Source organism: Tropicimonas sp. (genome assembly GCF_047971885.1).
Lineage (GTDB): Bacteria > Pseudomonadota > Alphaproteobacteria > Rhodobacterales > Rhodobacteraceae > Tropicimonas.
Genome location: NZ_JBKEAE010000204.1, coordinates 1 through 20,898 on the forward strand (window position 1 = coordinate 1; position 20,898 = coordinate 20,898).

General features: G+C 65.5%; 22 protein-coding genes. 9 read left to right on the top strand and 13 right to left on the bottom strand.

What is annotated here, in order from left to right:
- The first annotated feature begins 16 nt into the window (after window positions 1–16).
- A complete protein-coding gene (locus ACK5IR_RS16865; protein ID WP_416930652.1) occupies window positions 17–151 on the top strand; it encodes a sugar transferase in 135 nt (44 codons plus the stop codon).
- A 30-nt stretch (window positions 152–181) separates the two neighbouring features.
- Here ACK5IR_RS16865 and ACK5IR_RS16870 read toward each other — a convergent pair whose 3' ends face one another.
- Window positions 182–1,756: a caspase family protein gene (locus ACK5IR_RS16870; protein ID WP_416930572.1), complete on the bottom strand. Its 1,575-nt coding sequence runs from the start codon at window positions 1,754–1,756 to the stop codon at window positions 182–184.
- A 210-nt stretch (window positions 1,757–1,966) separates the two neighbouring features.
- Here ACK5IR_RS16870 and ACK5IR_RS16875 point away from each other — a divergent pair, with 210 nt between their 5' ends.
- On the top strand, window positions 1,967–2,647 hold the full coding sequence (locus ACK5IR_RS16875) for a hypothetical protein (protein ID WP_416930574.1): 681 nt from the start codon (window positions 1,967–1,969) through the stop codon (window positions 2,645–2,647).
- Window positions 2,647–3,081: a hypothetical protein gene (locus tag ACK5IR_RS16880; RefSeq protein WP_416930575.1), complete on the top strand. Its 435-nt coding sequence runs from the start codon at window positions 2,647–2,649 to the stop codon at window positions 3,079–3,081. The genes ACK5IR_RS16875 and ACK5IR_RS16880 overlap by 1 nt, the downstream gene beginning before the upstream one ends.
- 38 nt (window positions 3,082–3,119) lie before the next feature.
- Here ACK5IR_RS16880 and cysK read toward each other — a convergent pair whose 3' ends face one another.
- On the bottom strand, window positions 3,120–4,205 hold the full coding sequence (gene cysK, locus ACK5IR_RS16885) for a cysteine synthase A (protein WP_416930577.1): 1,086 nt from the start codon (window positions 4,203–4,205) through the stop codon (window positions 3,120–3,122).
- A 241-nt stretch (window positions 4,206–4,446) separates the two neighbouring features.
- On the opposite strand from cysK, the gene ACK5IR_RS16890 reads away from it, so the two are divergent.
- Window positions 4,447–4,674, top strand: a complete 228-nt coding sequence (locus ACK5IR_RS16890; protein WP_416930579.1) for a hypothetical protein — start codon at window positions 4,447–4,449, stop codon at window positions 4,672–4,674.
- Window positions 4,675–4,740: 66 nt separating this feature from the next.
- Here ACK5IR_RS16890 and ACK5IR_RS16895 read toward each other — a convergent pair whose 3' ends face one another.
- A complete protein-coding gene (locus ACK5IR_RS16895; protein WP_416930581.1) occupies window positions 4,741–5,583 on the bottom strand; it encodes an SDR family NAD(P)-dependent oxidoreductase in 843 nt (280 codons plus the stop codon).
- A 70-nt stretch (window positions 5,584–5,653) separates the two neighbouring features.
- On the bottom strand, window positions 5,654–6,817 hold the full coding sequence (locus tag ACK5IR_RS16900) for an acetate/propionate family kinase (protein ID WP_416930582.1): 1,164 nt from the start codon (window positions 6,815–6,817) through the stop codon (window positions 5,654–5,656).
- Between the two features lie 272 nt (window positions 6,818–7,089).
- Here ACK5IR_RS16900 and ACK5IR_RS16905 point away from each other — a divergent pair, with 272 nt between their 5' ends.
- Window positions 7,090–7,866, top strand: a complete 777-nt coding sequence (locus ACK5IR_RS16905) for a gamma-glutamyl-gamma-aminobutyrate hydrolase family protein (protein WP_416930584.1) — start codon at window positions 7,090–7,092, stop codon at window positions 7,864–7,866.
- 14 nt (window positions 7,867–7,880) lie between these two features.
- Here ACK5IR_RS16905 and ACK5IR_RS16910 read toward each other — a convergent pair whose 3' ends face one another.
- From ACK5IR_RS16910 to mgtE, 4 genes are all read right to left on the bottom strand, one after another.
- A complete protein-coding gene (locus ACK5IR_RS16910; RefSeq protein ID WP_416930586.1) occupies window positions 7,881–9,659 on the bottom strand; it encodes an SLC13 family permease in 1,779 nt (592 codons plus the stop codon).
- A 73-nt stretch (window positions 9,660–9,732) separates the two neighbouring features.
- The gene (locus ACK5IR_RS16915; RefSeq protein WP_416930588.1) at window positions 9,733–10,545 is read right to left on the bottom strand and encodes a TIGR00282 family metallophosphoesterase; all 813 of its coding nucleotides are present in this window, start codon (window positions 10,543–10,545) and stop codon (window positions 9,733–9,735) included.
- Between the two features lie 9 nt (window positions 10,546–10,554).
- Complete coding sequence (locus tag ACK5IR_RS16920; RefSeq protein ID WP_416930590.1) at window positions 10,555–11,151, bottom strand: 5-formyltetrahydrofolate cyclo-ligase; 597 nt, start codon at window positions 11,149–11,151, stop codon at window positions 10,555–10,557.
- Complete coding sequence (mgtE, locus tag ACK5IR_RS16925; RefSeq protein WP_416930593.1) at window positions 11,148–12,536, bottom strand: magnesium transporter; 1,389 nt, start codon at window positions 12,534–12,536, stop codon at window positions 11,148–11,150. Before mgtE ends, ACK5IR_RS16920 begins: the two co-directional genes overlap by 4 nt.
- Window positions 12,537–12,640: 104 nt before the next feature.
- On the opposite strand from mgtE, the gene guaD reads away from it, so the two are divergent.
- Window positions 12,641–14,008: a guanine deaminase gene (gene guaD / locus ACK5IR_RS16930; protein WP_416930595.1), complete on the top strand. Its 1,368-nt coding sequence runs from the start codon at window positions 12,641–12,643 to the stop codon at window positions 14,006–14,008.
- Window positions 14,009–14,207: 199 nt separating this feature from the next.
- Here the strand turns inward: guaD and hisN are convergent, their stop codons facing one another.
- Window positions 14,208–15,038: a histidinol-phosphatase gene (gene hisN, locus ACK5IR_RS16935; RefSeq protein ID WP_416930597.1), complete on the bottom strand. Its 831-nt coding sequence runs from the start codon at window positions 15,036–15,038 to the stop codon at window positions 14,208–14,210.
- Window positions 15,039–15,107: 69 nt separating this feature from the next.
- A complete protein-coding gene (locus ACK5IR_RS16940) occupies window positions 15,108–15,467 on the bottom strand; it encodes a helix-turn-helix domain-containing protein (protein WP_416930654.1) in 360 nt (119 codons plus the stop codon).
- A 310-nt stretch (window positions 15,468–15,777) separates the two neighbouring features.
- Between ACK5IR_RS16940 and ACK5IR_RS16945 the strand changes: the two genes are divergently transcribed.
- On the top strand, window positions 15,778–16,740 hold the full coding sequence (locus tag ACK5IR_RS16945; RefSeq protein ID WP_416930599.1) for an NADPH:quinone oxidoreductase family protein: 963 nt from the start codon (window positions 15,778–15,780) through the stop codon (window positions 16,738–16,740).
- Here the strand turns inward: ACK5IR_RS16945 and ACK5IR_RS16950 are convergent.
- Window positions 16,694–17,596: a LysR family transcriptional regulator gene (locus ACK5IR_RS16950; protein WP_416930601.1), complete on the bottom strand. Its 903-nt coding sequence runs from the start codon at window positions 17,594–17,596 to the stop codon at window positions 16,694–16,696. The two genes, ACK5IR_RS16945 and ACK5IR_RS16950, sit on opposite strands and share 47 nt — an antisense overlap.
- A gap of 125 nt (window positions 17,597–17,721) precedes the next feature.
- On the opposite strand from ACK5IR_RS16950, the gene ACK5IR_RS16955 reads away from it, so the two are divergent.
- Window positions 17,722–17,940, top strand: a complete 219-nt coding sequence (locus ACK5IR_RS16955; protein WP_416930603.1) for a DUF1127 domain-containing protein — start codon at window positions 17,722–17,724, stop codon at window positions 17,938–17,940.
- Between the two features lie 232 nt (window positions 17,941–18,172).
- The gene (locus ACK5IR_RS16960; RefSeq protein WP_416930605.1) at window positions 18,173–18,934 is read left to right on the top strand and encodes a Bax inhibitor-1 family protein; all 762 of its coding nucleotides are present in this window, start codon (window positions 18,173–18,175) and stop codon (window positions 18,932–18,934) included.
- 71 nt (window positions 18,935–19,005) lie between these two features.
- Here ACK5IR_RS16960 and ACK5IR_RS16965 read toward each other — a convergent pair whose 3' ends face one another.
- Together ACK5IR_RS16965 and rpmG are read right to left on the bottom strand one after the other, a co-directional pair.
- Window positions 19,006–20,514, bottom strand: a complete 1,509-nt coding sequence (locus ACK5IR_RS16965) for an ArnT family glycosyltransferase (RefSeq protein WP_416930607.1) — start codon at window positions 20,512–20,514, stop codon at window positions 19,006–19,008.
- A gap of 127 nt (window positions 20,515–20,641) precedes the next feature.
- Entirely contained in the window at window positions 20,642–20,809 is a 168-nt protein-coding gene (rpmG, locus tag ACK5IR_RS16970; protein WP_068113852.1) for a 50S ribosomal protein L33, read from the bottom strand.
- Window positions 20,810–20,898: the final 89 nt, after the last annotated feature.

Below are 20,898 nucleotides of genomic sequence, written 5' to 3' on the forward strand. Positions count from 1 at the left end.
CGGCCTGCGCGGCGAGGTGGACAACCCCGAAAGCCTGCGCCGCCGCTTCGCCTTCGATCTCTATTACATCGAGAACTGGTCGCTCTGGCTCGACCTGCTCATCCTGCTCAGAACCCCGCTCTGCCTGCTCGATACACGACGGGCCTATTGACTGCCGGCGCCCGACCGGCACCCGTTCACCTCAGCTTCCGGCAGCGAAATCGCCCAGCCAGGCATAGCTCCCCTCGGTCTCGGGGGTAATGTGCCTGACGTGATTCAGAAAAAGCCCGGCGTTGCGCCGCAGTTCGGTATCGACCCCGCCGACTGCCCGCGTGCCGGCGGCCGCGCCCAGAAGCTCCACGGTCGCGCTGTCCGGAACAAAGACCGCGGCGCGCGCAAGGATGCTCTGGTAATAGGCGCGGCTTTGGTCCAGCCGCCGCAGGATGGTCGCCCGGGATGCCTCGATCGCGGCGAAATCCTCTCGCGATTGCGCCAGAACCGGCATTGCTGCCGGATTGTCCGCGACAATCGCCTCGACCTCCGAAAGTGCCTCCCGGGCGATTACCATTGCCCGCTCGACGCTGCGCAACGCAACAATATCGGTACGTATCCGCTGCGCCGTCGCCGCGCCGAGGATCATCGCGGTTCTGGTAGCGTCGGCATAGAGCGTATCGATACTCGCAATCTCTCCGGGCGGCAATTCCGCCCCGTAACGGCTCAGAGCGGCGGTAAGCACGGCGTGATCGGGCAACTCACCGGGCATTTCATCGGGTACCACGCCGCGCGACAGCAAGCCCAGCATCGTCAATGCCGCTGCCACGCCATCGCGATCGGCCGACGCCAGCAGCACCTCGCCCGCGGTGGAATCCGGTGTCGATCCGGCCGCCAGTCGCCCGATGCGCTCCCGCGCGATGCCGGCAAAAACCCCGTCGGGGAAATCCCGCAGATAGGTTTCGAAATCGGCCGAACGCGCGCTTTCGGCAATCTGCCGCCAGCGGCGCACCTCTTCTTCCACCGCATCCCGCGGAGAGTCGGCCGGCGGATCGGCCGACAGGACGAATTCCCCCAGCAGAGCCTCTTCCACCCACGGCACCTGCAAGCCGGCGGTTTCCAGAACGACTTTCTGCCGCACGCGCCCGAACATGAGGCGCACGTCCAGTCCCGGCGTATCGATATTGTCGAGCAGCGCCCGGGTGAAAACGCTGTTCTCGCCCGCCCCGTCCAGCGCGACATTTCCGGGATCGGTCGCATAGGCGATCAGCAACCCTGCCCCGCCGCGCGCACGCACCAGCCCGGGCGCCGCAGCGCCGCTTTCGGCAAACGGCGTATTCCGGCAGGCGTCGATAACGATGACCGACGCCTCCGCCCCTGCCCGTTCAAGCGCCTGACGCACCTCGGTCATCGTCAGCGCCCGCTCCAGCGACGGGCCGGCGCCTTTCGCATCGAAATCGACGCCAAGGAAGAAATTGTCGCCCGACATCTGCACCCCGTGTCCGGCGTAGAAGAACAGGGCAATCCCGGCCCCCCGCGACCGGGCGGCGAATCCGTTCAATGCCGTCCGCATCTCGCTCAGGCTGCCGTCGAGCGTTTCGCTCACCTCGAAACCCTCTGCCCGCAGCGCCGCACCCAGTGCCCGCGCATCGTTACGCGGATTTTTCAGGCGAAGCTCGGGCTGCCGGTACGCCGAGTTGCCGATCAGCAGCGCAACCCGTCCCTCGGCATGCGCAATGGAAGGGAGCAGCAGGAAACAGAACACAAGGATATTCAGCCAGGGCATCAAATTCCTCTTAACGGACCCTGCCGCCCTCCGGGGCGCGACAGGCGCTGGACTGATCAGGGCCGTATGATCGCCATGCTACCCCGCGCGACCGGCCGATTGCAATTGACCCTAGGTCATTTCGACGCCATCCTGACAATCGGACGGACCGTCAGCCAATCGCCGATCCTGCCGGAATTGCTTGTTAATGCTGGGATGAAGGATGGAACCATGATTATCCGCCGCACTCGCCGGGCGCTCTCGATCGTATGTCTTTCCGCCGCGCTTGCCGCGTGCTCCACATCGGGCGGCCAGGTCACCCGCGCGAACTCCGGCGATGCCGAAAAGGACCTGCGCCGCATGTCGGCTGCCTTGCAGCGAACGGTGATCGAAGGCGCGCTGGCCGGCGCCGTCGTCGGGCCGGGCTTTTACTATCGTCGTACGGTCCGGCCCGCCAATGTCGCCGCCGCCGCCGCAACCGGTGCCACGCTCGGCGCGGCGGCCGGCTATTATGTCGGATGGGTGCAGCAGGAATACGCCACCGAGGAGGATCGTCTCGAACGCCTGAAGACCGATCTCGACAGGAACTCGGCCGAAATTCAGGGAACGATCAACGTGATGCGCGAGGTTCTGGCGCAACAGGATCGGGAACTCGCGGCGATCCGTGCCAGGGCCGCTTCCGGCGCGGCGGATTCGGGGGCCGTCGCCGCCGAGGTGGCCGAGGCGCAGGCAAATCTGGGCGAAATGCAAAAGGCGATCGACGGGGCCAGTCGGCGTCAGGAGGAGTTCGGCGCCGCGCGCGGGCTGGTGCCTGCCGGCGGCGGCTCGGCTATCGACCCCGAACTCAGGCAGCTTTCGAACCAGATCGCCGCGATGCGGTCCATCGCCACGGATCTGGCGGAGAACCTGTGATGCGCCCGTCCGGCGCGGTATCGCTGTTGGTCGCTGCCCTGTTCGGCGGCTGCGTCGACAGTTCCGACCCGGCGGCCGGGGGCTTTTATAACGGTATAGCCGGCATCGCGGGGGGCGGTTACGAGCGGCGCGAAGCCGAACGCGAAAGCGCCGTGGCCGAGGCGCAGGCGCGCAACCAGGCGCTGAGCGCCGAACAGCGCGCGCTGGCTGCACGAATCTCGGCAACGCAGGGCGAAGTCGCCCAGGCACGATTCACCCTGCTGCGGCAACGGGATTCGGCCCCCAATCTGGATGCGCGCACCAGGGCCCGGGTCAATGCGGTGCTGGCGGCAGAACCGCGCGGCGGAACCGACGCGGCGCGTCTGGCCGATTTGCAACGCATCCTGCGCGAGACCCGCGCGCTTTCCGCCGATCTCGCGCAACTGGCATCATGAGACGCCAGTTGCGGCAACTCAGGCTGGCGTCGCGCCGATCAGCCCATCTGATAGCCGGGGGTCGAAGCGGATATTTCTTCCTCCTCGGCACTCATCGTCGGCGGAAAGACCTCGAATAGCGGGGTCGAAAGATAGCGTTCGCCGGTGTCGGGCAGCATGGCGAGGATCACCGTGCCGGGTTCGGCCGCCCTGGCCTGCGCCAGCGCGGCAGCAAAGGTGGCCCCGGCGGAAATGCCGGTCAGGATCCCCTCCTTTGCCGCCAGTTCACGCGCCCAGATCATCCCGTCGGTTCCGGAAACGTCGACAAGCGCGTCATAATATCCGCCGTCTATCGCTTCCTGAAGCACCAGCGGAATGAAGTTCGGCGTCCAGCCCTGGATCGGATGCGGCACGAACGCCGGATGGCCGGTGGCCGGGCCGCCGTCGGCGGCGCGATCCTGCGGCACGCCCGAGGCGACAAGCGCGGCATTCGCCGGCTCGCAAAGCACGATCTTCAGATCGGGCCGCTCCTTGCGCAGCACCCTGCCCAGCCCCGATGCCGTTCCGCCGGTGCCGTACCCGGTAACGATCATGTCGAGCCGCCGCCCGTCGAAATCGGCAAGGATCTCGCGCGCCGTGGTGTTCGCGTGAATCCGCGCGTTCGCCTCGGTCTCGAACTGCCCTGCCCAGAACCAGCCATGGGTATCGGCCAGTTCGCGCGCCTTCATGTACATGCCGTGCCCGCCCTGCGCCTTTGGCGTCAGGACAACCCTGGCCCCCAGCATCCGCATGAGCTGCCGCCGCTCGACCGAAAAGGTCTCGGCCATGGTGACGACCAGCGGATAACCCTTGGCGGCGCAAACCATGGCCAGGCCGATGCCGGTGTTGCCCGAGGTCGCCTCGATCACTGTCTGACCCGGTTTCAGCGCGCCGCTGCGTTCGGCTTCCTCGACGATCGAGATCGCCAGCCTGTCCTTGACCGACCCGCCCGGGTTCATCGCCTCGAATTTGACGTAGATCTCGACCCCGTCGGGGGCGAGCCGATTGATACGGATAACCGGCGTGTTGCCGATCGTGTCGACGACGCTGTCGTAGGTACGGCCGCGACCGCTGGTCGTGCGGCTGGGGCTGTCGGGCGTGTTCATGGATATCCTCTCCGTTCCATTCCCAAAAGGTTGCGCAGGGCGGCAAACTGTACCGGCGCTCGCAGAGCATGCCACGACGACGATAGCAGCAGAAACCCCGGCGGTGAACATTCATGCAACGAAACCGCAGCCCTGCACCGGGCGAAAGGCGGGATTGCGTCAGCATATCTGTCCTTTCTGCACAGCAGAACCTAGCCTGTACGCATGGGAGGAACCGACTCGCCAGCGAACGAGGTTCCTTATGGCAACGCAGACAACCCAATTCGAACCGCCCTCGGGGGCGATTCAGCCGTGGTCCGGCCACATCTTCAGCATCCTTGGCAAGGCTCTCATCGAGGCCATCGAACGCCTGTCGCGCGCCGATCAGGTCAGACGGCTCGACGCCAAATCGGATGACGAGTTAGCCGAAATGGGGATCTCCCGCGACAAGATCGTTCAACACGTCTTCCGCGACCGCCTGTACCTCTGACCCTCCGGCACGATACCTGCCGCCCGCTGCGCATGTGCGGCGGGCGGTCAGGGTGCGTACCGCAGGTTATTTCCCGCCAATATAAGCGGCAAAAGCTTCGGCATGATCGGGATGCCAGCGCGACAGGGCGGGCCGGTTCTCGATGATATCGCCGATGGCCCATACCATGCGCTTTTCATCCAGTTCGCGCGGCACATCGTTGTCGGGACAAAGAATGTAGAAATCGCCGGCGGCGAGCCGTTCCATCATGAAATCCGCCGTCTGCGCCGGCGTCCAGGCGCCCGCCGGCTTTTCCTTCCGGTCCCCGGCCGTAAGGCCGGTGAAGACAAACCCCGGTATCAGCAGATGGGCCGAGATCCGACACCCTTCGATATTGCGCAACTCGTGCGCAAGCGCCTCGGTATAGGCCTTGAGACCCGCCTTGGACACGTTATAGGCCGGATCGCCGGGAGGCGTGGTGATCCCCTGTTTGGAGCCGGTGTTGATGACCATGCCCGGCCGTTCGCGTGCGATCATGTCCGGTACGAAGGCCCGGACACCGTTGATCGGACCCCAGAGGTTCACCGCAAGGATATCCTGCCAGTTCTTCACCGGTCCGAATATCGAACTGCCCGGCTGGATGCCGGCGTTGTTGACCAGAACGTCCACGCCGCCGAAACGCCGGCGAACCTCGGCCCCGAGCCGCGCCAGCGCCTCGAAATCGGCGACATCGGCGTTGCTGGTCAGCACCTTCGCCGCACCGTCGGCGCGCGCCGCCGACGCCGCATCGGCCAGCCTGTCACCCTCGCGGTCGACGATGACCACGGCCATCCCGCGCGCGGCAAAGGCGCGGACGATCGCCAGCCCGATCCCCGAGGCGCCGCCGGTAACCACGCCGACGGCGCCCGGTCTGAAAATCGCATCTGTCACGAGAGCCTCCTGTGTTTTCATACGGCAGCGGATTGTAACGGCGCCGCCCCATCCTGACGAGTGCCCGCCGTCAGGCGCCCAGCAGCGAGGCGACCGCGCGGGCGATCACCCGCTCCTCGTCAGTCCGGACCACCAGCACCTGAACCGGCCCGGTTCCGATGATCTCGGCATTGCTGCGGTTCGCATCCTCGTCGATGGAAATGCCGAGGAAACCCATGTCGCGGCACACCTGCCGGCGGATCTGCCACGCGTTCTCGCCAATCCCGCCGGTAAAGACCAGCGCGTCGATCCCGCCGTTTGCAACGGCAAGCGACCCGATCTCGGCTTTCACACGGGCGATGAAATACTCCACCGCCTCGGCCGCCTCGGCCGTTTGCGCCGCGTCGGTTTCGAGCAGCGTACGCATGTCGTTGCTGATCCCCGACATGCCCAGCAGCCCCGATTTCCTGAACAGCATGTCCGAGATTTCCTGCCGCGACAGCCCCTGCTCCATCAGGTAAAGCACCACCCCCGGATCAAGCTGGCCGCAGCGGGTGCCCATGGGCAGCCCGTCCACCGCCGAAAACCCCAGAGTGCAGGCAATCGACTGCCGCCCCCTGACCGCGCACATCGAGGCACCGTTGCCCAGATGCGCAATCACCAGCCGCGCGCCCTTCAGGTCCGGAAAGGCCTGTTCGACATGGCCGCTGACGTAATCATAGGACAGGCCGTGAAATCCGTAGCGGCGCACCCCTTGCAGATAATATTCGCGCGGCAGGCCATAGGTGTCGTGCACGAAGGGATGGCCGCGATGAAAGCCGGTGTCGAAGCACCCGACCTGAATGGCCAGCGGAAAGGCCTCCATCGCGGCGCGGATCGCGGCGATGTTGTGCGGCTGGTGCAGCGGCGCCAGCGGGCTGAGTTTCTCGAGGTTCCGAAGGATGCCATCGTCGAGCAGGATCGGCGCGGCATATTGCGTTCCGCCGTGCACGACGCGGTGGCCGACACCCGCCACCTTGCGATCGCCAAGAACCGGCTTCAGCGCGCCGAGCACCGCCCGAAGCCCGGCCCTGTGATCGGCCTCGCCCAGCGGTGTCACCGTCCTTTTTCCGTCGTGTCGGAGAATCAGAACCGCCTCGGGGCCGATACCGTCGATCTGGCCGACGGCGATCTCGCGCGGCTCACCCTCGCCTGTCAGATAGACGGAATACTTGATCGAGCTTGACCCGGCATTCAGGGTCAGGATGGCGGACATCGGGCCACTCCTTTGTGCAGATACAACAGCTTCGGCGCCGCGGCAGCCTAGCCGCAGTGCAGCATTGCCAACGGCTTATCGCGCCGGGCTGCCGGCCACAACGCCAGGCGCCGCATATTGCTGCGCTTGTTGGTCGCGCATCGGGCTGCGGGCGGCGCGAATTCGGGCGATTGCGGATTTGTGCACCGGATCGACAGATACTGTGCATCGCCACCCCTTTTGGGCCGGCCGATCTGCCGCTAGAAAGAAACCGGGCGAACAAGAGAGGCACCATGGCGCGACCCGTCGTCGGCATCATCGGCAACCACCACCTGATAAACGACAGCTACCCTTCGCATGCCGGCGGCACGATGAATTCCGAGGCGGTCGCCGAAGTATCCGGCGCACTGCCCCTGCTGATCCCCGCCGATCCGCGGCTTGTCTCGCTGGGCGATCTGCTCGATGTCTGCGACGGCTTCCTGCTGACCGGCGGCCAGCCGAACGTGCACCCCGAGGAATACGGCGAACCCGAGACCGAGGCGCACGGCGCCTTCGACCGCGCGCGCGACGCCATCACCCTGCCGCTGGTGCGGGCGCTGGTCGAGCGCGGCCAGCCGTTTCTTGGCATTTGCCGTGGCTTTCAGGAGGTCAACGTCGCCATGGGCGGCACGCTTTACCCCGAAATCCGCGACCTGCCGGGGAGGATGAACCACCGCATGCCGCCCGAAGGCACGCTTGACGAGAAATTCGCCCTGCGCCATGCAGTCAGCTTTGCCGAGAACGGCCCCTTCCATCGGCTGTTCGGCGCGCAACAGGTGATGACCAACACCCTGCACGGCCAGGGCATCAAGAAACCCGGCCGCCGCATCGTGATCGACGGCACGGCCGGCGACGGCACGCCCGAGGCGATATTCGTCGACGGGGCGCCCGGTTTTACCCTGTCGGTGCAATGGCACCCCGAATACCGCGCCGCGCGCGATCCGGTCTCGCGCCCGCTGTTCGAGGCTTTCGGCAAAGCGGTCGCCGCCTGGGCATCGGGCCGCCGGGCACCATCGCTGCGAACCGCCTGAGCGCGCGGGCCGCCTCAGAGCGACCAGATCAGCGGGATCAGCGCCGAGGCCAGAATGCCGATGGACAGGTTCAGCGGGATGCCGACCTTGAGAAAATCCGAAAAGCGATATCCGCCCGGACCGTAAACCATCATGTTGGTCTGATAGCCGATGGGGGTGGCGAAGCTGGCCGAAGCCGCGATCATGACCGCAATCGCGAATGGCCGGGGATCGTAGCCGAGCGCATGGGCCACTCCGATCGCGATCGGCGTCACCACTACCGCAACCGCGTTGTTCGATACCAGTTCGGTCAGCACCGAGGTCAGCAGATAGATCGCCCAGATGGCAAGGAACGGCGGCAGCGCCGTCAGGACCGGCGTCACCGCGTTGACGATAAGCTGCACCGCCCCCGAGGCATCGAGCGCCGCCCCCACCGCCAGCATCGAGAAGATCAGCGCCAGAAGCCGCCCCTCGACAAACGAAAACGCCTCGTCCGCGTCGATGCAGCGGGTTACCAGCACCAGCGCCACCGACAGAAAGGAGAGCAGCAGGATCGGCGCAACCCCGAAGGCGGCAAGCACCACGATGCCGATCAGCGCCGCAATGGCGATCGGTGCCTTTTCGCGCCGGAAGGCGCGGGCCGACGGGCGCGAGATATCGACCAGCCCCATATCGGCCGCCAGCCGCTGGATGTCTTCGGGCGCCCCTTCCAGCAGCAGCGTGTCGCCGACCCGGACCACCAGATCGTCGAGTTGCCGGCCGATGTTCTGGTTGCGGCGATGCACGGCCAGCGGATAGACACCGTAGCGCCGCCGCAGGCGCAGCGCGCCCAGCGTCTGCCCGACCATCCGCGCCCCGGGCGAGATCAGCACCTCGACCGTTTCGGTCCGCACCGAACTCAGCTTGTCGACCGAGCGCAGGTTCCGGTTCTCCTGAAGGCTCAGAAGCTCGGCCATCCGTGTACGCAGAACCACCCTGTCGCCGGCTTCGAGCACCACCCCCGAAAGATCGCGCCGCAGCGAGGCGTCGCCGCGCAGCACGTCTATCAGCCGAACGCCGTCGCGCCGGAACTGGTCGACCTCAAGCACCGGCTGGCCGATCAGGTTCGATTCCTCGGGGATGGCGAGCTCGGTGAAAAACTTCATTCCGGCCCGGTTCTGCAACAGGTCGGTCATCGAATCGCGCTCGGGCAGCAGGCGGGGGGCGACAAAGCGCAGATAGAGCATGCCCCAGGCGACGACAAAGATCGCCAGCGGCGTGACCTCGAAAATACTGAACGGCGCCAGCCCGTTGGCCCGCGCCACACCATCGACCAGCAGGTTGGTCGAGGTGCCGATCAGGGTCAGCGTGCCGCCGAGGATCGCCGCATAGCTGAGCGGGATCAGCATTTTCGAGGCAGGCTGCCCGATTGTCCGCGCGATCTGCACCACCACCGGGATCATCACCACCACAACCGGCGTGTTCGACACCACCGCCGAGGCCAGCACGACAAAGCCCATCATGGTGCCGATGGCGAGCCTGGGGTTGTGCTCGGCCTGCCGCTGCGCGACCGCGGTAAAGGAATCGAGCGCACCGGTGCGCACCAGCGCCCCCATGACGATGAACATCATCGCAATGGTCCACGGCGCCGGATTGGAAAGAACCCCCAGCGCCGTCTGGTAGGGCAGGATGCCGAGGATCAGCATGACGGCGGTGCCGAGGATGGCCACGACCTCGGCCGGAAAGGTCTCGCGCGCAAAAAGCGCGAACATCGCGCCGACGACGCCAAGCGCCAGAAACGCCTCCCCGGTCGGGCCGAGGTTCAGAAACTCCATCGAATGTCCTGCGTCTGTTGCGGTTCTTCAGAGTAGCGCCTGACGAAAACGGCGCAAGCCTTCGTTCGCGGCGTCACGGGGCCGAAAACTCCAGCCGCCCGCCCTGCCGTATCATCCGCACCCGCGTCGCCGCGCCGGTGCGGTCGTCGGTTTCGACGAACAGTCCCGAAACCGTCGCCTCGCCTGCGGCGGGGGTGAACCGCTCCTTCGGCATGCCGGTGACGAAGCGGCGCATGGGTTCGGTCTTTTCCATCCCGATCACGCTGTTGTAATCGCCGCACATGCCGGCATCGGTCTGATAGGCCGTACCCTTCGGCAATATCTGCGCGTCGGCGGTGGGAATGTGGGTATGGGTGCCGACCACGACGCTGGCGCGGCCGTCGCAGTAATGGCCCATGCCCATCTTCTCGCTCGTCGCCTCGCAATGCATGTCGATCAGGCTGGCCGCAACCATGCCGCCGCGCGGGTGGGCGCGCAGCACGGAATCGACGGCCGAAAACGGATCGGCGAAGGGGCGTTTCATGAAGACCTGCCCCAGCACCTGCGCCACCAGCACCTTGCGCCCGCCGGTCACGGTAAACACCGCCGCGCCCCGGCCCGGCGCCTCGCTGGCATAGTTGAGCGGGCGCAGGATGCGCGGCTCCTGTTCGATGAACTGCAGCATATCGCGCTGATCGAAGGCATGATCGCCCAGGGTCACGCAATCGGCGCCGGCCTCGAGCAGTGCCCTGGCATGCGCCGCCGAAAGACCCATGCCGTTCGAGGCGTTCTCTCCGTTGACCACGATGAAATCGAGCGCCCAGTCGCGGCGCATCTCGGGCAGGCGCGCCGTAACCGCCGCGCGGCCGGCCCGCCCCATCACATCCCCCAGGAACAGAAGCTTCATGCGATTGCCCTAGTCTCCCCGCGTCCGCTCGGCAAGCCCGCATCGCGCCGGGCGGAGCGGCCCGCGCTCCGTCACGATCTCGTCGAGCGGCTGGTCGGTGGGCTCGCGCGGCAGCTCGCCCGCCCGCTGTGCCGCATAGGCGAACCCCACCGCCCGCACAGGCCCCGCCGCACGCAGGCGTTCGAGTGTCCGGTCATAGAACCCGCCGCCATAGCCCAGCCGGCCGAGGGTGTCGTCGAATGCCACCATCGGGACGATCAGCACCTCGGGCCGAAGCTCCGCCCCGTCCTCCGGCACCATCACGCCAAAGGCCCCCGCGACCAGCGCACAGCCGGGGTGCCATTCGCGAAAGGCCAGCGGCAGGCCGGAACCGGCGATCACCGGAACACAGACCCGGTTGTGCCGCCGGAGCGCGCGCATCGCCGGCACCGGGTCGGCCTCGCTGCGGATGGGCAGGTAGCCCGCCACCACCTTGCCGCGCAGATCGGCAAGGTGCGCCGCCAGCGCAGCCGCAGCCTCAGCCCGGGTCCCGAGTTCCGCATTTGCCGCATCCCGCAGCGCCAGCATCCGTTTGCGGGTTGCCGCCTTTTGTTGCGCGACGCTCAAATCAGCACCACCGAAGCCAGCCCGAGAAAGGCGAAGAACCCGACGACATCGGTCACGGTGGTCACGAACGTTCCCGAGGCAAGCGCGGGATCGACACCCATCCTTTCCAGCGTGACCGGCACCAATATGCCCGCAAGCGCGGCCACGGCGAGGTTCACGATCATTGCCAGCGCGATGACAACCCCGATCATAGACGAGCCAAACCAGACCAGCGCGACCAGCCCCATGACCACGGCAAAGACCAGCCCGTTCAGAATGCCCACCACCAGTTCGCGCCCGACGACCCGCCAGACGTTGGACCCCGTCAGGTCCTTGGTGGCGATTGCCCGGACGGCGACGGTCAGCGACTGGGTGCCGGCATTGCCCCCCATCGAGGCGACGATCGGCATCAGGACGGCGAGCGCCACCACCTTTTCGATCACGCCCTCGAACTGCGCGATCACCAGCGATGCCAGAATGGCGGTGGCAAGGTTGACGGCCAGCCACGGCAGGCGGAGCTTGGCGGTCTCGGTCGCCGAGTCGCTCAGGCTCGATTCCTCGGCCACACCGGCCAGCAGCAGGATATCCTCCTCGTGCTCGTCATCCAGAACCGCCATCGCATCGTCGATGGTGATGACACCGACCAGCCGGTCGTCGGCGTCGACCACGGGCACCGAGATCAGGTGGTACTGGTTGAAAAGATAGGCGACCTCGGATTCCTCCAGATCGACCCGCACGGTGCGAAAGGAATGTTCGGTAATATCGCGTAACGGTGTCGACCGGCGCGACGCAAGCAGCTTGCCCAGCGTCACATAGCCGACCGGCGTCATCGTCGGATCGACCAGAATGATGTGATAGAACTGGTCGGGCAGTTCCTTGTCCTCGACACGCAGGAAATCGATCGCCTGCCCCACCGTCCAGTGTTCGGGGGCGGTGACCACCTCGCGCTGCATCAGCCGGCCGGCGGAATACTCCGGATAGCTCAGCGCCCGTTCGACGGCGAGCCGCTCGGCCGCCGGCAGCGCATCGAGCACCGCCTCCTTGCGGTCTTCCTCCAGATCCTCGACCAGATCGACGATATCGTCCGATTCGAGGTCGAGCACCGCCTCGCTCAGCACCGAATCGGGCAATGCGTCGATCACCTCGGCGCGGATCCCCTCGTCGAGTTCAGAAAGAACCTCGCCGTCGATGTCGCGGCCCCAGAAACGGAGCAGCTGCTGGCGTGTCCGGTCGCCTACCTGTTCCAGAACGTCGGCGATATCGGCCGGGTGCAACTGATCGAACAGATGGCCAAGCCGCGCCCCGTCGCCGGCATCGAGCGCCAGCAGGATCTCCTGCATACGCTCGCGCCGCAGGGCATCGCTGTCGTCTTCGCGACTTGCGGCTTCCGGCGTCTCGTCAGCCATTCGATGCCCTCCGGTCTGGTTCGGCGGCAGAATAGGCAACCGGCCGCCCGGCGCAACCGCCGATGGCTGTTGCCGCGAATCTTGCCGCCTCCTAGGCTGGCGGCATGACCGATACAGCGACGCTCATTCTGGGCCAGACCCTCGACATTCACACCAACCCCTTCGAGGTCGCCCCCGAAGACGCAACCGTCTTCCGCCGGCAAGGCGCTATTCTGGTCCGCGACGGCCGGATATCCGGGCACGGCGATGCCGAGACGCTGCGCAACGCCCATCCCGAAGCCCGCATCCAGGATCACGGCAAGTGTCTCATCCTGCCCGGCTTTGTCGATGCCCACGCGCATTACGCCCAGACGGCGATCATCGCCTCATGGGGCAAGCGGCTGATCGACTGGCTGAACGACTACACCTTTCCCGAAGAGATGCGCTTTGGCGATCCCGATTACGCAACGGCGATGGCCGGGCGCTATCTCGACCTGCTGATCGCCCATGGCACGACCTCGGTGGCGAGTTTCTGCACCATCCATCCGGTATCGGTCGACGCGATCTTTGCCGCCGCCGAAACGCGGGGCATGGCCATCGCTGCCGGCAAGACCTGCATGGACCGCAACGCGCCCGACGGTCTGCGCGACGATGCCCGCTCGGCCTATGACCAGAGCAAGGCATTGCTGGCGCACTGGCACGGGCGCCGCCGCGCCACCTATGCGATCACACCGCGGTTTTCGCCCACTTCCTCACCCGAACAACTCGAAGCGCTGGGGGCGCTGTGGGCGGAACATCCCGACTGTCTGATGCAGACCCATCTGAGCGAGCAGACCGAAGAGATTGCCTGGGTTCGCGAGCTTTTCCCCGGCGCGCACGACTATCTGGACACCTACGAGGCGCACGGCCTGCTGCAACCCGGCGCGTTGTTCGGCCATGCGATCTGGCTGACCGACAACGAACGCGCCCGCATTCGCGATCGCGGCGCGGCGCTGATTCACTGTCCGACATCGAACACCTTCATCGGCTCGGGGCTGTTCGATACCGCGCGCGCCATGGGCGAAGGTCAGATCGTCGGGCTGGCCACCGATACCGGGGGCGGATCGTCGTTCTCGATGCTGCGCACCATGGCCACCGCCTATGAGGTCGGGCAGTTGACCGGGCACGCGCTGCACCCGGCACAACTGCTGTGGCTGGCGACTGCCGGCTCGGCCCGCGCCATGCGCATGGAAGACAGGATCGGCGGCCTCGCGCCGGGTTCGGACGCCGATCTCGTGGTGCTCGATCTCGCATCGACACCGGCGATCGCGCAAAGGTACGCGCGCGCGGAGAGCATCTGGGAGAGCGTTTTCCCAACGATCATGATGGGGGATGACCGCGCCATCCGGTCGGTCTATATCGCCGGCCGCCGCTTCGATCCGCGCTGCGGCGAAGACGAACCCGGCCACAGCCGGCCGCTCAACCCGCTGATTGCGGAATCGCTGGGGCTGTGATGCGGATCGCCGCACAGGATGCGCACCCGGGCGCGGAACGGCCGAAGGCCGCCGCGCCAGCGCATGGCCATTCCCGCGGCCAGGCGCCGACGGGGTTCGTACTTCATCGAGACGGCAGTTTCGTTCGCAAAGCCGCCACCCATGGGTGGCAAGCGCATCGAAGGCGTATCCAGTGGAATGTGCCCGATATGCGCCCGGTTCAGGCGCTGTAAAGCAGGGCCAGTGCCTCGTCATGGATCGAGCGGTTTGCCGCCGCGATCACCCGGCCTCCGCCATGTGCCGGGTCCCCGGCCCAGTTGGTCACGATGCCGCCGGCCGCTTCGATCACCGCGATAGGGGCGCAGATGTCATAGGGGTGCAGCCCGGCTTCGATCACCAGATCGATCTGGCCGAGGGCCAGAAGGCCATAGGCATAGCAATCCAGGCCGTAGCGGGTAAGCTGCGCCCGCCTCGACACCCGCTCGAAGGCGGCTCTCTCCTCGGGCGTTCCGATCTCGGGGAATGTCGAGAACAGGATCGCGTCGTCGAGCGCGCGCGGCGCGCGCGTGGCGAGCGGCTGGCTTCCGTGCGGCCCCGAGAAACGCGAAAACCCGCGGCCGCCTTCCCAGCGCTCGCGCGTGTAGGGCTGGTCGATCACCCCGAGAATCGGCCCGTCGGAATCGGCGACCGCAATCAGCACACCCCAGGTCGGTGCGCCGGCCAGAAAGGCCCGGGTGCCGTCGACCGGATCGAGCACCCACGTATAGCCGCTGTTTCCGGCCGAGGCGCCCATCTCCTCGCCAAGTATCGCATCGCCGGGCCGCCGCTCGGCCAGTATCGCGCGCATCGCGCGCTCGGCCGTGCGGTCGGCTTCGGTGACGGGATCGAACCCGGTCTCGTGCTTGTTGTCAGCGGCAAGCCCGGGCGCGCGGAAAAACGGAAGCGTCGCCTTGCGCGCCCCATCAGCAAGCGCCACCGCCGTTGCCCGCAATTCGGCAAATTCGGACGGCGAAACGCGCGTCCCGCTTCGGGGGGCTATGGGCTCGGTCATGGCAGCCTCAGAGGGCAGGGTATCCGGCGGGTTGGCTCACCCTCGCGGTACCCTCCCCCGCCATGTCGGTCAAGCCGCGTCGCTGAGCACGCGCGCCAGTTCGAACAGCCGCCGCCGCTGATTTTCCGGAATGGCATAATAGGACCGGACGAGTTCGAGCGCCTCCTTGTCCGAAAGAAGGTCGCCGACCGATGCAGCTGTAACCGCATCATCGGACAGGCCCTCGAAAAAGAAACCGATCGAAACATCGAGCGCTTCGGCAATATCCCAAAGGCGCGATGCACTGATCCGGTTCATGCCGGTTTCGTATTTTTGAATCTGCTGAAACTTGATACCGACCTTGTCTGCCAGTTGCTGCTGGGTCATACCGATCAGCCAGCGGCGATGGCGGACTCGTTTCCCGACATGTACGTCAACGGGATGGGTCATAGGAACTCCTTGGGCTACGCTTTTGTGCCTTTTGCGGAGCATCGACACGCCGTCCAACAGACATGCGGGGCGGCAAATGCCCCGCTGCGCGTCTTGCTCCCTGGTTAAAAATTTCACTTCATAAAACGCCGTAAACGTTTGTTAACACTCCCCCCCAACGAAAGAAATAAAAATCTAACTCGCCTTTTGGATGTGTTGCCAGATTGAAAAACATGTGATAGCGCCGCGATTCGCAAAACCATGCAGGCCGGCGACGAATTTGCCCGGGCAAATCGCGCCGGACCTTGCGCACCAGAGGGGCAGAACCCAGATGCGCGCCTTCCAGATTCAGGCATTCGACAGGCCGGCCGGATTCTTTGACACCGAGTTGCCGCCACCCGCGGCGGGTGAGGTGCGGATTCGCGTCGCCGCCTGCGGCCTGAACTTCGCCGATCTGCTGATGGCGCGCGGGCAGTATCAGGAACGCCCGCCCCTGCCCGTGACCCTGGGCATGGAAATGGCCGGAACGGTAGCGGCTGTCGGCCCCGGGACAAGCGGCCCGGAACCCGGCAGCCGGGTTGCAGCGTTCAACGGCATGGGCGGCCTGGCGGAAGAGGCGAACGTTGCCGCCGAACGCTGCGTGATCCTGCCGCACGGCATGTCGTTCAGCGAGGGCGCGGCGTTTCAGGTCGCCTACGGCACCTCGCATCTCGCGCTCGATCACCGGGCACGCCTGCAACCGGGCGAGCGGCTGGTGGTGACGGGCGCGGCCGGCGGGGTCGGGCTGGCGGCGGTGGAAATCGGCGCGCTGATGGGCGCCGAGGTTGTGGCCATCGCGCGCGGCGGCGACAAGCTCGACATCGCGGCGCGGGCCGGTGCGACCCATCTGATCGACGCAGAATGCCCGGACATCCGCGAACGCATTCGTGCGCTCGGCGGGGCGGACGTTGTCTATGAAACCATCGGCGGTGACCTGTTCGATACCTGTTTCCGCGCCACCAACCCGGAGGGGCGCATCCTGACCATCGGATTCGCCAGCGGCAGGCTGCCGCAGATCGCGCCCAATCACCTGCTGGTAAAGAACCTGTCGGTGATCGGCCTCTACTGGGGCGGATATCTGAAATTCGCCCCCGGCGTGCTGACGGCATCGCTGCAAACGCTGTTCGCGTGGTACGCCGCCGGCAGGCTGCGCCCGCACATCAGCCACGAGGTGCCATTCGAGCGCACGGCCGAGGCGCTGGATCTGCTCAGGCTGCGGCGATCGGCGGGGAAGGTCGTGGTGACGATGCCGTAAGGGCGTCGTTGCGGTAGGCCTTGCGCACCAGATCGACCAATGCCAGTTCGGCACGCCCCTTTGCCAGATCGGAAACGTAGAGGTTGATCGAATAGCTCGGCAGATCGGGCAGCGCACCGTTGTGGTCGATCTGTTCGAGAAATGGCGGTTCTGTCCCCTCGAGCATTACCGAAACGGCCAGGTCGGCCCGCACGGCCGCCTCGATCGGGCGCTCGGATTCCGATTCGACAGCCATCTCCCAGCCGATGGCGCAGCGATCGAGTGCGCGCAGGCTGGCGGACCGGAAGATGCAATGCGCCCCGGAACCGAAGCGCAGCGGCCGCTGGCGCCAGCAGACCCCGCCGGGCGCCCCGATCCAGCGCAACGGCTTCTCGGAAAGCACCTCGGCGCCGTGGCCATGCCCCTGTTCGGTGGTCAGGATCATTGCGAACTGGCCGCGCGAAAACTGCTCCAGCAACATTTTCGAATAGGACGAGACAAGGTTCACCCTGACCCTGGGGAATGCGGCGTTGAACCGGCGCAGGATGTCGGGGACATGCGGGTAGATGATGTCGTGCGGCACGCCGAGCGTGATTTCGCCGCCGTAATCATGCGCGGTCAGCCGGTCTATGGCCGCATCGTTGATATCGAGCATCCGCCTGGCATAGGTGAGCAGTTGCTCCCCCTCCGGTGTCAACGCCACCCCCCGCCCTGCCCGGTCGAGCAAGGTCACATCGAGCGCTTCCTCCAGCCGTTTGATCTGCATCGAAACCGCCGATTGCGTCAGGTTCATGTAACCGGCTGCGCGTGTCACGCCGCCGCTGTCGGCAACGGCGACGAACGAGCGCAGAGCGGTCAGGTCCAGATTGCGCGGCATACATCACCCATCGTGATATCATTCTTCAAAAACATTCGATTTTAAAATGAATCATATCGCGGCATACTTATCAAGCAGATTGATGAACGGTCGGAGTCCGTTCACATCACGTTAAGGAAACCGAGATGAGCATCCACAGCACACACGCCGCCCCCCTGTTCGGTTCGTGGCACGGTGGCAGGGTTGTAAGTCGTATCAGGAACATGGTTGCCCTGCGCCGCCAGCGGCGCAATCTGGCGGAACTCGACGACCGCGCATTGCGGGACATCGGGGTATCGCGCTACGAGGCCGAGATCGAATCGGCCAGACCCTCGTGGGACGTGCCGCAGCACTGGCGCGCCTGAGGCGTTTCGGCGATACGCCGCACCATTGCACATCGGAAAATGCGTTCGGGCCAGGGGCCCGAGCAGGTGTTTTCCGGGTCGATGAAAAGCCGATTGTTTCGGTTTTCGGCCACCTCCACCGTGCCGGTTTCTCGCCGGAAGTACTTGAATATCTGCGCATGGCTGCCAATATCGACCGGTAAAGGCGTCCGTGCGGGATATGGGCGTTTGTCGGAACGAAACGGAGGTACTAATGGCTGAATACGACACGATCCGGACCGTAGGCGTCTCTGGCGCCCGCGCGGCCCAGATCGATCAGGGTCTTCGCGCCCACATGAACAAGGTCTACGGAACGATGTCCGTGGGCATGCTGATTACCGCGCTCGCCGCCTGGGCGATCGCTGGCCTGTCGACGACGACGGATGCCGCCGGCAACATGATGCTCACCCAGTTCGGCATGGCGATCTACGCCTCACCGCTGAAATGGCTCATCATGTTCTCGCCGCTGGTTTTCGTCTTCGGTCTGTCCGCGGGCATCAACCGGATTTCCGCTGCCGCCGCGCAGGTTGCCTTCTATGCCTTTGCCGCGGTGATGGGGCTTTCGCTCAGTTCGATCTTCCTCGTCTATACGACTACGTCGATCGCGCAGGTCTTCCTGATCACCGCCATCGCCTTCGCCGGTCTGTCGCTTTACGGCTACACGACCAAGAAGGACCTGTCGGCGATGGGCACGTTCCTGATGATGGGCCTGATCGGCCTGATCGTCGCGATGATCGTCAACCTGTTCGTCGCCTCTTCGGCGATGGCCTTCGCCATTTCGGTGATCGGCGTGCTGATCTTTGCCGGTCTCACCGCCTATGACACCCAGCAGATCAAGACCACCTATATCCAGATGGCCGTCACCGGCGATCAGGAGTGGCTGGGCAAGGCCGCCATCATGGGCGCGCTGAGCCTCTATCTGGACTTCATCAACATGTTCATGATGCTGCTCCAGCTTTTCGGCAGCCGCGAGTAACGCGCCGGACACATCGCTTGGGTAACGGGCCGCCTTCGGGCGGCCCTGCCTTTTCGCCCCCCCCGCATCCGTCAGTCCCTGCGCCCTGTCCACACGACATGGCCGCCAATGGTCCGGCTGATCTCCACCTCCGTCAGCCAGCCGCGTATCCGGGCAAGATCGTCCAGCTTGCAGGCGCCACGCAGCGGCGTACCGGGCGGAATCTTGTCCTTCTCGGCGTTGGTCGGTTCGTCGAGCTTCACATAGGGCGCATTGTCGGAAAAATAGGCCATCGCCCCCGGATAGGGGCGCCCGGTTCCGTCCCACCGGCAAAAGACCAGCGTCTCGCCGGGCAGGGCCGTATCCTTCAGCGCCGTCAGGGCCGCGTTGACCTCGGCCAGTTCGGAATCCGGATATAGACCAAGCTGTCCGGCGGGTTTCACCGGCCCGCCGGCGGTCCAGGAAACGCTTCCCACCACAAGCGCAAGCAGCCAGATCCGGCCGAACGACGCCACGACAACGGCCGAGGCAGCCACCAGCAAGGGCAGGAAAACAAGGGAATAGCGGCTGAAGACACCGCCACTGGCAAGGCCCATTGCCAGAACGCAGGCCCCGAACAGCAACGGAAGCGCCACCAGATTCATCCGCCCCAGGCGCCACGGCATCCAGCACAGCGCCGCAATCGCCAGAAGCCGCAGAGCCGGTTCGCCCACGATAACCACATCATAGAGCGCCGCCAGACCCCGCTCCTGCTCAGCCGGCCCAAGCGGAACGAAGCGCTCCAGCATCTGATTTACATAGAGCCTCTTGAGCGCCTCGTTTCCATGCAGGGCCGTCTGAAACAGCGGCCAGGCGAATATTCCCGCCAGCGCGATCCAGCAGGCGCGGCGAAAATGCGGCTCGGCCCTGAGTTGCTGCCAGCTGAAACCGTGCAGATGCCGCGTCCAGTGCAGGAAGGCGACAAGCAGCGCAACCAGCGCCAGCCCGACAGGCGCTTTCTGCAGCGCGCCAAGGGCGATGGCCGCCGCCGTGGCATACCACCACGCGGGGCGGCGAAGCGCGGCGATGGCGAAGGCAAGCGCAAGCGTGGCGAACAGCGTCGCGCCCGTGTCGAGCATCGCCGATTCCGCAAGGGTCCAGAACTGCGCCGAACTTGCGAGCAGGACAACCGACGCGGGTATCGCCCAGGGCAGGTTCGGCGCGATCACCGCCGCAAGCAGCGCCGTCGCGACCAGGCAGCCAAGCGCAAACACCATCGAGGGCAGGCGCAGCGCCGTCTCCAGACCGAGACCGGCCTCGAGCAGGCCGCCCGACATCCAGTATTGCAGCGGCGGTTTCTTGAAGTTCGGCTTGTTATCTGTGTAGATGGTCCACCAATCGCCGACCCGCGCGAAAGAGGTCGAGCGCGCCAGGGTATAATACTCGTCGAACTCGACAAGCGCGCCTTCCGAAATCAGACGGATATGTGCGCCCCAGAAGGTGACGATCAGAATCGCGGCAATCGCGACGGGCAACCACGATTGCCGCCAGTCGAATTGCGGCGTCTGCGGAGGGCGGCGCGCTGTCGGACATGTCTTGGCGCGGGACGACAGCGCAGCCACGGTACCTCCGGGGACATCTGAAAAACCAAACGGGCCTGAAACAGGCCCGTGAAGCAGATCGTTCGTTCTCCCGCCCCGGCCACGGCATTGCCGCAACCACACCCGGGGCCGGACCTGATCGAAGGCCTTACTTGATCTTGCCTTCCTTGTAGTCGACGTGCTTGCGCGCGACGGGGTCGTATTTGCGCACCACCATCTTCTCGGTCATGGTGCGCGCGTTCTTCTTGGTCACGTAGAAGTGGCCGGTGCCGGCCGTGGAATTGAGCCGGATCTTGATCGTGGTCGGTTTCGCCATGGTCGGTCTCCTGTTACGGACGGTCCCGCCCGTGAAATCTGAGGTTCGCCTTTTAAGCCGTGGCGGTGGGCTGTCAAGCCCATTCGCCC